This window comes from Bradyrhizobium sp. SZCCHNR3119 (assembly GCF_032487775.1).
Lineage (GTDB): Bacteria > Pseudomonadota > Alphaproteobacteria > Rhizobiales > Xanthobacteraceae > Bradyrhizobium.
On record NZ_JAUEUV010000001.1, the window covers coordinates 2,012,052 to 2,026,325 of the forward strand.

The 14,274-nt window shown below is 64.5% G+C and carries 12 protein-coding genes; 5 read left to right on the forward strand and 7 right to left on the reverse strand.

The features are described from left to right. Positions 1-162: 162 nt before the first annotated feature. Entirely contained in the window at positions 163-756 is a 594-nt protein-coding gene (locus QX034_RS09535; RefSeq protein WP_315702808.1) for an invasion associated locus B family protein, read from the forward strand. Between the two features lie 33 nt (positions 757-789). Here the strand turns inward: QX034_RS09535 and QX034_RS09540 are convergent, their stop codons facing one another. Then, positions 790-1,305 carry a GNAT family N-acetyltransferase gene (locus tag QX034_RS09540; RefSeq protein WP_315702807.1) on the reverse strand — a complete coding sequence of 172 codons (516 nt, stop codon included), beginning with the start codon at positions 1,303-1,305 and terminating at the stop codon, positions 790-792. Between the two features lie 84 nt (positions 1,306-1,389). Between QX034_RS09540 and tldD the strand changes: the two genes are divergently transcribed. The 3 genes from tldD to QX034_RS09555 all read left to right on the forward strand — a co-directional run bounded on the left by tldD (position 1,390) and on the right by QX034_RS09555 (position 4,294). Then, a complete protein-coding gene (gene tldD, locus QX034_RS09545) occupies positions 1,390-2,817 on the forward strand; it encodes a metalloprotease TldD (RefSeq protein WP_315702806.1) in 1,428 nt (475 codons plus the stop codon). Further along, complete coding sequence (lepB, locus tag QX034_RS09550) at positions 2,814-3,602, forward strand: signal peptidase I (RefSeq protein ID WP_315702805.1); 789 nt, start codon at positions 2,814-2,816, stop codon at positions 3,600-3,602. The genes tldD and lepB overlap by 4 nt, the downstream gene beginning before the upstream one ends. 122 nt (positions 3,603-3,724) lie before the next feature. Continuing rightward, positions 3,725-4,294: a nucleotidyltransferase family protein gene (locus QX034_RS09555; RefSeq protein ID WP_315745178.1), complete on the forward strand. Its 570-nt coding sequence runs from the start codon at positions 3,725-3,727 to the stop codon at positions 4,292-4,294. A gap of 511 nt (positions 4,295-4,805) precedes the next feature. On the opposite strand, the gene QX034_RS09560 is transcribed toward QX034_RS09555, so the two are convergent. The 3 genes from QX034_RS09560 to QX034_RS09570 all read right to left on the reverse strand — a co-directional run bounded on the left by QX034_RS09560 (position 4,806) and on the right by QX034_RS09570 (position 7,677). Next, a complete protein-coding gene (locus QX034_RS09560; protein WP_315702803.1) occupies positions 4,806-5,450 on the reverse strand; it encodes a PAN domain-containing protein in 645 nt (214 codons plus the stop codon). 268 nt (positions 5,451-5,718) lie between these two features. After that, a complete protein-coding gene (locus QX034_RS09565; RefSeq protein WP_315745179.1) occupies positions 5,719-7,089 on the reverse strand; it encodes a glutamate--cysteine ligase in 1,371 nt (456 codons plus the stop codon). 99 nt (positions 7,090-7,188) lie between these two features. Further along, positions 7,189-7,677: a MarR family winged helix-turn-helix transcriptional regulator gene (locus tag QX034_RS09570; RefSeq protein WP_315702801.1), complete on the reverse strand. Its 489-nt coding sequence runs from the start codon at positions 7,675-7,677 to the stop codon at positions 7,189-7,191. Positions 7,678-7,820: 143 nt separating this feature from the next. On the opposite strand from QX034_RS09570, the gene gstA reads away from it, so the two are divergent. After that, on the forward strand, positions 7,821-8,435 hold the full coding sequence (gstA, locus tag QX034_RS09575) for a glutathione transferase GstA (protein WP_315763526.1): 615 nt from the start codon (positions 7,821-7,823) through the stop codon (positions 8,433-8,435). 315 nt (positions 8,436-8,750) lie between these two features. Here gstA and QX034_RS09580 read toward each other — a convergent pair whose 3' ends face one another. The 3 genes from QX034_RS09580 to QX034_RS09590 form a co-directional block, all read right to left on the reverse strand. Then, on the reverse strand, positions 8,751-10,964 hold the full coding sequence (locus tag QX034_RS09580; protein WP_315702800.1) for a 3-hydroxyacyl-CoA dehydrogenase NAD-binding domain-containing protein: 2,214 nt from the start codon (positions 10,962-10,964) through the stop codon (positions 8,751-8,753). Between the two features lie 170 nt (positions 10,965-11,134). Beyond that, positions 11,135-12,343 (reverse strand): acetyl-CoA C-acetyltransferase, encoded by a 1,209-nt coding sequence (locus QX034_RS09585; protein WP_315702799.1) that lies wholly within the window; start codon positions 12,341-12,343, stop codon positions 11,135-11,137. Positions 12,344-12,447: 104 nt separating this feature from the next. Next, positions 12,448-14,238 (reverse strand): acyl-CoA dehydrogenase C-terminal domain-containing protein, encoded by a 1,791-nt coding sequence (locus tag QX034_RS09590; protein ID WP_315763522.1) that lies wholly within the window; start codon positions 14,236-14,238, stop codon positions 12,448-12,450. Positions 14,239-14,274: the final 36 nt, after the last annotated feature.

Here is a 14,274-nt window from a genome sequence, read left to right on the forward strand (position 1 = left end):
TTGACAGGCGTCCCGTGCGATGTACGCAACGATCGCAGGCCGTATTTTGCAGCTGATTCGGCGGCATCGGTCGCACAGTCGTCTTGCCGGAGACACGCCGTGAAGACGCCATGATTGCCGGCTGATGCCGTGGTGCCGACAGACCACCCACAGGAAAGTGTCATGGGATCGACCCGGATAGGGCCTTCAACGGAGAGCACAGCGCTCAAGCCTCTCCGAGATGCGAATGAGTCGCGATGGCGATCCCGCCGCGTGCGCGGTGGCATCGCCGCGCTCGCGCTTGCGACCGCGATGGCCGCGATCAGCATGCCGGCAGCACTCCGCGCGCAGGGCGCGGTGCGTTCGGTGCATGGCGACTGGCAGATCCGCTGCGACACTCCGCCGGGTGCCCAGAGCGAGCAATGCGCCCTGATTCAGAGCGTGGTGGCAGAGGACCGCTCCAATGCCGGGCTCACGGTCATCGTGCTCAAGACCGCCGACCAGAAGAGCCGGCTGATGCGGGTGGTGGCGCCGCTCGGTGTCCTATTGCCCTCCGGTCTCGGACTGAAGCTCGATAACCAGGATGTCGGCCGCGCCGGCTTCGTGCGCTGTCTGCCGAACGGCTGCGTCGCCGAGGTGGTGATGGACGACAAGCTGCTCAACCAGCTCAAGACCGCCAAGACCGCAACCTTCATCATCTTCGAAACGCCGGAGGAAGGCATCGGCTTCCCGTTGAGCCTCAACGGGCTCGCCGAGGGGTTCGACAAGCTGCCGTGAAGGCCCGATCATCAGACACATTGCCGTGATCGCTCAGTTTGCTGGAGTGGTGCCCGGCCCCTCCAACGAGAGCGCCATGACCAAGCGTGTCTTGTCGATTTCCTCAGTGCAGGTCTCGGGCGGCTCGACCGCCTTGATCACGAACCCCGTCTTTTCGTACAGCCGGATCGCATTGGTGTTGCTGCGGTAGACGGTCAGCTCCACCCGGGAGTAGCCGTAAGCGCGCGCGGCGCCGAGCACCCGCGCGATTAGCCGGGTTCCGATGCCCTGGCGCCGGAACTGCGGCAAAAGGCCCATGCCGAGCACGCCGATTCGGGCATCGATCGGCCCCGATTTCGGGGTTACATCACACCAGCCGACCACCTCGCCGGCCGAAAGGGCCACGAACTGCGGATAGCCCTGGGCGATACTGTTCAGAATGAAGGCGCGGGTGGAGTCCAGCGGCGGCGCTGCCACGAAAGACAGATAGCGCCGCTCCCGCGCGACCAGGTCTAGCGTGCGGTGAAAGCTCTCGATGTGCCCTGCGGCGATGGGAACGATCTCAACCATGTCAGTTCGGTAATCATCCTGCCCCTCGCACCCCGACCCGGAAAGAACTATCTTGGATCGTATCTTCCGACAACGGACCAGCCGATGACAAATCCATCAACCTCCTCCCTGCTCGACCGCGCCCAGCTCGACCGTGACGCCGTCCGTCACGAGATCGCGCGCGGGCTTGCCGGTGCGGACGACGGCGAATTGTTTCTGGAATATAGCCAGAGCGAAGCGCTGACCTTCGACAACGGCCGGCTCAAACAAGCGACCTATGACACGAGCCAGGGCTTCGGCCTGCGCGCCGTGAAAGACGATGCGGTCGGCTACGCTCACTCCTCCGACGTCTCCCTGCCGGCCTTGATGCGCGCGGCCGACACGGTGAGCGCCGTGCGGGGCGGTTATTCTGGCAACTTCGCGAGCCCGCCGCCGCACACCAATGTGCGGCTTTACGGCGACGACAATCCGCTCGATGCCCCCGGCTTCGAAAGCAAGGTGAAGCTGCTCGGCGAGATCGATGCCTATCTGCGCGACAAGGACCCGCGTGTACGGCAAGTCACCGTGAGCCTGGGTGCGACCTGGCAGGTCGTGGAAATCCTGCGGCCCGACGGCGAAAGCTATCGCGACATCCGCCCGCTGGTGCGCGTCAACGTCTCCGTGGTTGCGGGCCAAGGCGACCGGCAGGAGAGCGGAAGCAAGGGCTATGGCGGGCGCGAGGCCTATTCGCGCTTCATCGAAACCAAGGCCTGGCGCGAGGCCGCCGATGACGCGCTGCGCGAAGCGCTGGTCAATCTGGAATCGGTACCGGCGCCGGCTGGAGAGATGGACGTCGTGCTCGGGGCTGGCTGGCCCGGCGTGATGCTGCATGAGGCGGTCGGCCACGGGCTCGAAGGTGATTTCAACCGCAAGAAGACCTCGGCCTTCGCCGGACTGATGGGCCAGCAGGTGGCAGCCAAGGGGGTCACTGTGGTCGACGACGGCACGATGGCCTCGCGCCGCGGCTCGCTGTCGATCGACGACGAGGGCACGCCGACCAGCCGCACCTTGCTGATCGAGGACGGCATCCTGGTCGGCTATATGCAGGATCGGCAGAACGCACGGCTGATGAACATGAAGCCGACCGGCAACGGCCGCCGGCAGAGCTATTCGCACGTGCCGATGCCGCGCATGACCAATACCTACATGCTGGCAGGCGCGCACGACCCCGCCGAGATCATCGCCTCCGTGAAGAACGGCATCTATGCCGTGAATTTCGGCGGCGGCCAGGTCGACATCACCTCGGGCAAATATGTGTTCCAGTGCACCGAGGCCTACAGGATCGAGAACGGCAAAGTCGGCGCACCGGTCAAGGGCGCGATGCTGATCGGCAACGGCCCGACCGATCTGAACCGGATCAGCATGATCGGCAACGATCTGTCGCTCGACACCGGGATCGGTACCTGTGGCAAGAACGGGCAGGGCGTACCGGTCGGCGTCGGCCAGCCGACCCTGCGTATGGACCGCATCACGGTCGGAGGTACGGGTCGATGAGCGTCGAGAAGGTTTCAACAGTCAAGGACGGCAAGGCGGAAGCGAGCGGCACCACCTGGCGCGGCCAGATGGCGCAGCTTGCCGCGGTCGTACTGGCCGTGTTCGTCGCCAAGGGTGCGATCGCCGAGCCGTTCTACGTGCCGTCGGGCTCAATGGAGCCGACCTTGATGATCGGCGACGCGCTGCTCGCTTCGAAATTCCCCTACGGCTATGGCACCTCGTCGCTGCCGATGCAGATCACCCTGCCGGAAACCGGCCGCCTGTTCGGCGAGACGCCGAAGCGTGGCGACGTCGTCGTGTTCCGTTGGCCGGGCGACACCTCGCAGGCCTGGGTCAAGCGCGTCGTCGGCCTGCCCGGTGACCGCATCCAGATGCGGCAAGGACAGCTCTTCATCAACGACCAGCCGGCGAACTTGAAACCCGACGGCATCGGCGAGGCCGAGGACGACAGCGGCCGCACCGAGTCGGCCTACCGTTATGTCGAGACGCTCCCGAACGGTGTTTCGCACCTGATCTTCAAGCTGCGCGACAACGGCCGGCTCGACAATACGCCGGAGGTCACCGTGCCGCCTGGCAAGCTGTTCGTGCTCGGAGACAACAGGGACAATTCCGCCGACAGCCGCGTATCGCTCCGCGACGGCGGCGTCGGCCTGCTGCCGATCGACAATCTGGTCGGCCGCGCCGACGCCGTGGTCGGCTCCTGGGATCTCGGCGTCCGTCGCCAGCCGGTGTGGGCTTGGCTCTCCGGCTTCCGGCTCGACCGCTTCTTCACCGCGGTGCGGTGAGCCACAAGCGCTCATCGTCGCCGTCAAGAACCATCAACTCCCCGCGGTCATTCCGGGGCGTCCGCAGGGCGAACCCGGAATGACGCCCTCACGAGCAGTGCGGAGCCGAGAGTCGCGCAATCATGAACAGCGACGACTTCCTCGCCCTCGCGCTGCGCAATCCGGTCAACGACCGAATTGCACAAGAGCTCTCCGCTCTCGCCTTGCCTGACGCCTGGATCGTCGCGGGCTGCCTGACGCAGACGGTGTGGAATACGCTGACCGGACGGCCGCTCGGTCACGGCATCAGCGATTACGACATCTTCTACTTCGATCCCGACACCTCGTGGGAGACCGAGGATGCCGTGATCCGGAAGGTGCAGGCGCGATTGTGCGGGCTTGATTCCAGGATCGAGATCCGCAATCAGGCGCGCGTGCACCTGTGGTATCCCGACAAGCACGGCCAGCCCTATCCCCCGCTGACGCGCTCGCGCGAGGGCATCGACCGGTTTCTCACCGTCAACACACAAGTCGGCATTCGTCCAAGCGGCAACGGTCACGAGATCTATGCGCCGAAAGGCTTCGACGACATCGCTGCGATGATCGTGCGGCCGAACCGCACCGCGAATTTTTCCGCCGCCAACTACACGGCCAAGGCGGCGCGCTGGAAAGCGCTGTGGCCTGAGATCACGGTGATCGCGGCGGAGGAATAGCCTGCAGCGATGTAGCGCGGTAGGGTGGGCAAAGTGTAGCGTGGCTACCATTCACGACCCGAATGAAGTCGGTGGGCACGGCCTCCCCTCCCCCTGCGGGTCAGGGCGATCGCATATGGCTGGAAATAGCTTCGGGCAGTCTTCCCTGCGGCCATCCTTCGAAACGTCCGCCTAACGCGGGCTCCTCAGGATGAGGCCTTTTTCGTGGTGGAATCGTTGACCCTCATGGTGAGGGCGCGGCAAAGCCGCGCGTCTCGAACCATGAGGCCCGCCCCTGCTTGACGCCATGTGCGATCGCCCTGCCCTGCGGGTGGCGGATGCAACGTCGAACGCGCCTTTGCCCACCCTACTGGCGCCAAATTCCCAGGCGTCATCGTCCGCGAAGGCGGACGAGCCACTGTGCTGCGGCTTTTGCAAACGCTGCGGTCGCTGAACACTGGATCCCCCGGTCAAGCCGGGCGATGACAGCGAGAATGGGATGCGGCGAGCCGGTCGAGTCCCAATCGCGCACCTACCGCACCACGCCGGACGTGAAGCCAGCCTTGCGGCGTGGTGGCTTGATTTCTTTCTTCAGGAAGCAATGGGCGTCCTTGCCGGCATAGCCGGGACGCGCGAAAGTCCAGACGCGGCACTTGTTGTCGCCGGTGCAGGCGGCCTTGCAGATGTCCTCCGCGTCAGCCGCCTTTTCGACCTTCTTGTCTTTTTCCTTGTCTTTATCGGCGGTCTTTTCGGCGCCTTTGGGCTCGGTGGTCTTGATCTCGAAGCTGCGATAGTCGCCGCCGGGACGGTCGATCGAGGTCTCGACCGCATCGTTCCTGATCTCAACCACGCCGGCGCCGCGCACGCCCGAGACGCAGCAATTGTCCGGTACACGCGGCGGCACGCTGTTCTTCAGCCAGCACACCGCCCCCGCTTCCATCACCGTCGGGTAGGTGAAGCTCCAGGCGCGGCAACGCCGGTCATGCTCGCACAGCAACGCGCAATCCGCGGGGTCGCCGGAGGAAATCGGCGCGCTCATATAGTCGCCGCCGGGCCGGTCGGAATAGGTTTGCGACAACGCCGAAGATGTGGGCGCGACAAAGAGCAGGCACGCCAGGAGCTTCAGGCATGCCGTGATGAAGCGCCCTGCGCCACTCCGCTGATGTGTCCGGCCCATTGCTTACGCTTGAGTTTCTCGAGCAGCCATTTGATCGCCACGAACCTGTATGGCGGATGAACGGGGCTGACACGTTTAGACACGTGCGGCGATCAGCACGGCAAGCCAGACTGCCGGTCAGGATGTTTATCTCCCCCTGGAATGGGCGGGCCGGCACGAGCGCCGGCAGGGCGATCAATGATCGATCTTGCTGAAGATGGCCCCCAGCCCTTCCCCTTTCAGAAGAAGGGAGCCGCAGCCGTCGTACAGCCCAGCATTGTCCTCAGCGTCAGAATGCGTACTCGGCATAGGCGGGCTCGACCGAACCCTGCCAGGAGCCGTTGAACTTCTCGAGCATCTCTTCGGCGGGCGAACGGCCGCAATCGATGATCTGGTCGAGCGGCTCAAGATAGCGGCTTTCGTCGCGGCCGAGATGGTCGATGCGGCCGCGCCGGCGCAGGCCGAGATGCGCCAGGGTCAGGCATTCCCTCGCGATCTCGAACACGTAGCGGTCGCGGATGCGCGCCTTGAAGCCGAGCCGTGGGACGTCATCGCGAAGGTGCTGGCGCTCGAACGCGCTCCAATCCTTGACGATGTCCCAGGCCGCATCGAGGCTCACATCATCATAGAGCAGCCCGACCCAGAAGGCCGGCAGCGCCGGCAGCCGTCCCCACGGCACGCCATCCGCCCCGCGCATCTCGAGGTACCGCTTGAGCCGCACCTCGGGAAAGATCGTCGAGAGATGATTGGCCCAATCCGACAAGGTCGGGCGCTCGCCCGGCATGGCCGGGTTCTTGCCCGCGAAGAAGTCGCGGAACGAGGTGCCGGAAACGTCGATGTAATCTTCCTCGCGTTTGACGAAATACATCGGCACGTCGAGTGCATAATCGACCCAGCGCTCGAAGCCCATGCCGTTCTCGAACGCCCAGGGGATCATGCCGGCGCGGGCGTTGTCGGTGTCGCGCCAGATCTCGGAGCGGAACGACAGAAAGCCGTTCGGCTTGCCTTCGGTGAACGGCGAGTTGGCGAACAGCGCGGTCGCAATCGGCTGCAGGGCGACCGAGACCCGCAGCTTCTTGACCATGTCGGCTTCCGAGGAAAAGTCGAGATTGGTCTGCACCGTGCAGGTCCGGTACATCATGTCGATGCCGTAGCGGCCGACCTTCGGCATGTAGCCGGTCATGATCTTGTAGCGGCCCTTGGGCATCACCGGGATCTCGGCGCGCGACCAGGACGGCGTCATGCCGAGACCGAGAAAGCCGATGCCGAGCGGCGTTGCGACCTCCCGCACTTGTGCGAGATGCGCCATCAGCTCCGCTTGCGTCTGGTGCACGTTCTCGACCGGTGCGCCGGAGAGCTCGAACTGGCCGCCAGGTTCGAGCGAGATCGCGCCGCCGCCGGTCACGTCATAGAGGCCGATGATATTGCCGCGTTCCATGATCGGCTCCCAGCCGAGCAGGAGCTTCATGCCTTCGAGCAGCGCGCTGATGCCGCGCGCGCCCTCGTAAGGCACCGGGCGATGGCCGTCGAGCGTGAACGGCGTCTTCTCGTGCTCAGTCCCGATCCGGAATGCGGATGGAGGTTTCACGCCGGCTTCCAGCCACGCGACGAGCTCGTCGCGGGATTGCAGCGGGGTCATATCGATCTGGTCACGCGCCATGCGGGTCCCGGTTCAGAAAAGCGCATCGATGATCGCGCGCGGTGACAGGAAAATCCGCGGCCCCCGCGGGGACCACGGACGTGGAGAACAATGGAGAGCTCATCGGGCCGACGCGCTTTCTCCGGCAGACAATTGTGGAGCCTGGCCGCAGGAGCAGCCGAGGCGGTCGAGCAGCGCACAGAGCTTGACGGCGTCCGCATCCGACAATTTCGAGCCGACATGCTTCTCGATCGCCGCCGAATACGCTGCCCACATCCGCTTCTGCAGCTCGCGCCCGGCCTCGGTAATCTCGATGAACTGGCCACGCTTGTCGATCTTGCATTCGCGCCGCACCGCTAGCCCCTCATCGACCAGCCGGTCAATCAGCCGCGAGGTCGAATATTGCGGGATCAGCATCTGCCGCTCCAGCTCCACCGGGCGCAGCTCGCCGGACGGTGCCCGCGACAATTCCAACAGCGCGTCATACCAGGCGAGCGGCGGAAAGCCCGCCTTTTTCAGGTCCTGCTCGACCGCGGCCAGCACCCGGCTCTGGACCCGCATCAGGCGGATCCAGGCGCCGGTCGCCTCGGTCGATGGTTTGCGTTTCATGGTCGGGCTCGCATCCTATCCCCACACCTTAGCGCACTGAATGCAGCTGCATCAATCTTGACTATTCCATGCATTTGCATTTAATTTCGGCGCCTCGCTTATCAACCAAAATCGTGAACACGGTTCTCACGGAGGAATCGCCGATGAAACTCTACTACTCCCCGGGCGCCTGCTCGCTGTCGCCCCATATCGCACTGCTTGAAGCAGGCCTTCCTTACGAACTGGTCAAGGTCGATCTTCGCGCCAAGAAACTGGAAAATGGCGACGATTACTGGAAGGTCAATCCGAAGGGCCAGGTCCCGGCGCTCGCGCTCGATAGCGGCGAACTGGTCACCGAAGGGCCGGTGATCGTGCAGACGATCGCGGACCGCGCCAAGGACAGGGCGCTTGCGCCCGCCCCGGGCAGCTCCGAACGTTACAAGCTCTTGGAATGGCTGAACTTCATCACCTCCGAGCTGCACAAGAATTTCAGCCCGCTATTCCAGCCGGCCTTTTCCGACGAGGTCAAGGCGTTCTTCAGGGACCGGCTGATGGGCAAGTTCAAATATGTCGACAGCCAGCTTGCCGGCCACGACTACCTCATGGGTAAGGACTTCACCGTCGCCGACGGCTACCTGTTCACGATGCTGGCCTGGGCGGAACGGATGAATTTCGACCTCGCCGGCCTGCCCAATCTTACCGCCTACAAGGCCCGCGTTGGCGCGCGGCCGAAGGTGCAGGAGGCGCTGGCCAAGGAAGGACTGCTGAAGGCCGCGTGAGTTCTGCGGACTCCCGCTTCTTACAAGCCGACGGCGGTGGTTCCCCTCCCGCCTTGCGGGCGATCGGGAAAAGCGCGACCGACGATCCCTCCCGCGGCCGTCCTTCGAGACTCTCGCCTCCGGCGAGCTCCTCGGGGACGACGCCTTATTTTGTCACAAAATAGCAGACCCTCATGGTGAGGGCGCGGCGAAGCCGCGCGTCTCGAACCATGAGGCCATGCCCCTGCTTGACGCCATAGGCGATAGCCCTCCCCGCAACGGGGAGGGGAGTTCGCGGTCATGCGGTGCTATCGAGCTCGCCTCACGCGCGCCGCGTCAAGCCGCCGCCTTCTTCGGCGGGAAGCGGCCATAGAAGGTCTCGCCCTTCTCTGCCATCTCCTCCAGCAACTTCGGGGGCGTGAAGCGCGGGCCGTATTTGGCTGCGAATTTGTGGCACAGCGCGACGAAGGTCTTGGTTCCCATGAAGTCGATATACGACAGCGTGCCGCCGGTGAACGGCGCGAAGCCGAACCCTAAGATCGAGCCGACATCCGCTTCGCGCATATCGGTGATGACATGGTCCTCGACCGTGCGCGCAGCTTCGACCGCCTGCACCACCAGGAAGCGCTGCTTCAGTTCCTCGACATCGAGCGTATCGGGATCGAGGTGCTTGGGCTGCAGCTTCGGCAGCTCCGGCCACAGGCTCTTCTGGCCCTTGCCCTTCTCGGGATAGTCGTAAAAGCCCTTGCCGTTCTTGCGGCCGAAGCGGCCCAGCTTCTCGACCAGCTCGACCATCAGCTTCTTGTGGTCCTGGTTGATCGCGTTCGCGCCGAGATCAGCCTCGGTCGCCTTCATGATCTTCAGGCCGAGATCGAGCGCGACCTCGTCCGACAGTGACAGCGGACCAACCGGCATGCCCGCCATCTTGGCGGCGTTCTCGATCATGGCCGGCGGCACGCCCTCCAGGAACATCTCGTTGCCTTCGGCGATGTAGCGCATCACGCAGCGGTTGGCGAAGAAGCCGCGGGAGTCGTTGACCACGATCGGCGTCTTGCCGATGACGCGGACATAATCCAGCGCGGTCGCCAGCGCGACGTCGCCGGTATTCTTGCCTACGATGATCTCGACCAGCATCATCTTCTCGACCGGCGAGAAGAAGTGAATGCCGATGAAGCGGCCCTGGTCCTTGAACTCCTCGGCCAGCGAGTTGATCGGCAGGGTCGAGGTGTTGGAAGCGAAGATCGCGCCTTCTTTCAGCAGCGGCTGCGCCTTGGCGTAGGTCTCGGCCTTGACCTTGCGGTCCTCGAACACGGCCTCGATCACGAGATCGCAATCCTTCAGCACCGCGTAATCGGCCGTCGCTGTGATCCGGCCCAGGATGGCCTCGGCCTCGCCCGGCTTGGCGCGGCCCTTCTTGACGAGATCATCGATAACGCTCTTCGCATGCGCCTTGCCCTTGTCGGCGCTCTCCTGGTCGCGATCGATCAGCACGACCTCAAGCCCGGCGCGGGCCGAGACATAGCCGACGGAGGCGCCCATGAATCCGGCGCCGATCACGGCGAGCTTCTTGATCTTGGTCGGCGCCACGCCTGCCGGCCGGCGCGCGCCCTTGTTCAATTCCTGCATCGACAGGAACAGGCTGCGGATCATTGCCGCCGCTTCCTTCGAACGCAGGATGTGGGCGAAGTAACGCGACTCGACGCGCAGTGCGGCGTCGATGGGCAGCTGCAGGCCTTCATACACGCAGCTCATGATCGCGCGCGCGGCCGGATAGTTGTCGTAGGTCTCGCGGCGATAGATCGCGTTGCCGGCCGGGAACATCATCATGCCCGCCTTGGAGAACACGGGACCGCCGGGCAGCTTAAAGCCCTTTTCGTCCCAGGGCTGAACAGCCTTGCCGCCACCCTTGATCCAATCCTTCGCCGCCTTGATGAGATCGGCGGCCGGCACGACCGCGTCGACCAGCTTCAGGGCCTTGGCCTTGTCGAGCGTGAGCGCCTCGCCTTTCAGAAGCAGGTTCATCGCGTCCTGCGGCTGCACGATGCGCGGCACGCGCTGGGTGCCGCCAGCGCCCGGAAACAGGCCGACCTTGATCTCGGGCAGGCCGAGCCGGGTCTTCGGGTTCTCAGCCGCAACGCGATAATGGCATGACAGGGTCAGCTCGAAGCCGCCGCCAAGCGCAAGCCCGTTGATCGCGGCGACCCACGGCTTACCCGAAGTTTCCATGGCGCGATAGATCAGCGAAAAGCGGCGGCTGTTATCGAACAGCATCTGGTTGGCCGCTTCCTCGCCCTTGCTCTTCAGCAGATCGACATAGGCGCGGTTCATGCCTTCCAGCATCGACAGATCGGCGCCGGCGCAGAACGCCTCCTTGGCCGAGGTGATGACGACGCCCTTGATCGCCGCGTCCGCGGTGGTGTCCTTGACGATGGTCTCGAGCTCGATCGCCGAGGTCTCGTCCAGCACGTTCATCGAACGTCCGGGAATATCCCAGGTGACGAGCGCAATGCCGTCGGCGTCGGTCTCGACTTTGAAATTCTTGAAGGCCATTTGGTGCTCCCAGATATGAGAAGGGCGCGCTGGTACAGCATCAGCCCGGGGGGAAATTCCTCTCCCCTCCCCCTTGCGGGGAGGGGTTGGGGGTGGGGGTCCTCACGGGCAGAGGAGCGCTTGGCACCCCCCTCCCCGACCCTCCCCCGCAAGGGGGAGGGAGCCCACCGTCACACCCGCTCGATGATGGTCGCGGTGCCCATGCCGCCGCCGATGCACAGCGTGACCAGCGCGGTTGCCTTGTTGGTGCGCTCCAATTCGTCGAGTACGGTACCGAGGATCATCGCGCCGGTCGCGCCGAGCGGATGGCCGAGCGCGATGGCGCCGCCGTTGACGTTGATCTTCGAATTGTCGATCTCGAACGCCTGGATGTAGCGCAGCACCACTGAAGCAAAGGCCTCGTTGAGCTCGAACAGGTCGATGTCCGACGTCTTCATGCCGGACCGCTCGAACAGCTTGTTGGTGACGTCGACCGGGCCGGTCAGCATCATCGCCGGCTCCGAGCCGATATTGGCGAAGGCACGGATCTTGGCGCGCGCCTTCAGGCCATATTTCGCCCCCGCCTCCTTGCTGCCGAGCAGCACGGCGCCGGCGCCGTCGACGATGCCCGATGAGTTGCCGGCATGATGCACGTAGTTGACGCGCTCGATCTCCGGATGGGACTGGATCGCGACCGCGTCGAAGCCGCCCATCTGCGCCATCTGCACGAATGACGGCTGCAGCTGCGCCAAGGTCTGCATCGTGGTCGAGGGGCGCATGTGCTCGTCCTTGGCGAGGATCGTGAGCCCGTTGATATCCTTCACCGGCACCACTGACTTGTCGAACCGGCCCTCATCCCAGGCCTTGGCCGCGCGCTGCTGGCTCTGCACCGCATAGGCATCCACGTCGTCGCGCGAGAAGCCGTATTTGGTGGCGATCAGGTCGGCCGAGACGCCCTGCGGCATGAAATAGGCGGGCACCGCGATGGAGGGGTCCATTGGCCAGGCGCCGCCGGAGGCGCCGATGCCGACGCGGCTCATGGATTCGGCGCCGCCGCCGATCACGAGATCATGCTGGCCACTCATGATCTGCGCGGCGGCGAAGTTCACGGCATCGAGGCCGGAGGCACAGAAGCGGCTGATCTGCACGCCCGGCACTGCGTCGCCGAGCCCTGCGTTGAGCGCGGCGAAACGAGCGATGTCGGAGCCGGCCTCGCCCACCGGGTCCACGACGCCGAGCACGACGTCATCGACACAATCCTCCGGCAGGTTGTTGCGCTCCTTCAATGCCTTCAGCGGCACGCTGGCGAGCCCCAGCGCCGTGACCTCATGCAACGCGCCGTCCGGCTTGCCACGGCCGCGCGGGGTGCGAACGTGGTCGTAGATATAGGCCTCAGGCATCACGCCCTCCTGATATTATGATGATCGTCATTTATAGCAGACTTTACGGCGGACTGGCTCCGGCAGACCGGCATGGCAGGCCAGCCAAACCGGCCCTCAGTCCGTCAGAACGCCTCCGCCGGAAGCTCCATGATGGTCGCGCAGCCGGACTGAATCCGCGCCAGATGCGCTGCCGTTTCCGGCAGCACGCGCTCCATGAAGAAGCGGCCGGTGGTGAGCTTGGTGGACAGATATGCGGTCGTGCCCGAGGCCGCAATCTTGTCTTGCGCGACCTTGGCCATCTTCGCCCACATATAGGCGAAGGTGACGAGGCCGAAGAGATGAAGATAATCGGTGGCCGCCGCGCCTGCATTGTCCGGCTTGGTCATCGCGTTCTGCATCAGCCAGGTCGTCGCCTGCTGCAGATGCCCGAGCGCGGTCGAGAGCGGCGCGACGAACGGCTGCATCGCCTCGTCGGCGCCATGCTCCCTGGCGAAGGAGCCGACCTCGGCGAAGAACGCCATCACCGCGCGGCCGCCGTCGCGCGGCAACTTGCGGCCGACAAGATCGAGCGCCTGAATGCCGTTGGCGCCCTCGTAGATCATCGCGATGCGCGCATCACGGACGAACTGCTCCATGCCGTGCTCGGCGATGTAACCATGACCACCGAACATCTGCTGCGCCTGCACCGCATTGGCAAAGCCCATGTCGGTCATGTAGCCCTTCATGACCGGGGTCATCAGGCCCATGTGGTCGTCGGCGGCCTGGCGGTCCTTCGGATCCTGCGAGCGATGCGCGACGTCGCTCTTCAGCGACGTCCAGATCACCATCGCACGTGCCGCCTCGTTGAAGGCGCGGATGGTCAGCAGCGTGCGGCGCACGTCCGGATGCACGATGATCGGATCCGCCGGCTTGTCGGCAGCTTTCGCGCCGGTGAGCGAGCGGCCCTGGATGCGTTCGCGCGCATAGGCCGCAGCGTTCTGATAGGCGACCTCCGACTGCGCAAGACCCTGGACGGCGACGCCGAGCCGGGCCTCGTTCATCATCACGAACATGCCCTGCATGCCCTTGTTCTCTTCACCGATCAGCCAGCCGGTGGCGTTGTCGTAGTTCATCACACAGGTCGAATTGCCGTGGATGCCCATCTTGTGCTCGATCGAGCCGCAGGCGACGCCGTTACGCGCGCCCACCGATCCATCGGGATTGACCAGGAATTTCGGCACGACGAACAGCGAGACGCCCTTGATGCCGGCGGGCGCGCCTTCGATGCGGGCGAGCACCAGATGGATGATGTTGTCCGCCAAGTCATGCTCACCGGCGGAGATGAAGATCTTGGTGCCCGTGATCTTGAAGCTGCCGTCGGCCTGGCGCACCGCCTTGGTGCGGAGCAGACCGAGATCGGTGCCGCAATGCGGCTCCGTCAGGTTCATGGTGCCGGTCCATTCGCCCGCCACCATCTTCGGCACATAGGTCTTCTTCTGCTCCTCGTTGCCATGCACGATCAGCGCTGCGGTCGCGCCCATGGTGAGGCCGCCATACATCGAGAAGGCCATGTTGGCGGAGCACTGGAATTCGTTGACGGCCTGGCTCAAGGTCACCGGCAGGCCCTGGCCGCCATACTCCGTCGGGGCGGAAAGCCCGAGCCAGCCGCCTTCGGCGACCTGCTTGTAGGCGTCCTTGAAGCCCTTCGGCGTGGTGACGCTGCCGTCGTCATGGCGCTTGCAGCCTTCGCTGTCGCCGCTGCGATTGAGCGGCTGCAGCACTTCTTCCGCGAGCTTGGCGGCCTCGCCGATGATCGCATCGCGGACGTCTGCCGAAGCGTCGGAGAAGCCGGGCAGATTGTCATAACGGTCGATCTGGAAAACGTCGTTGAGCAGGAAGCTCACATCGTCCACGGGGGCTTTGTAGATCGGCATCTCTGGGTCTCCGACAGGCGGGCTATGGCGGGCTTC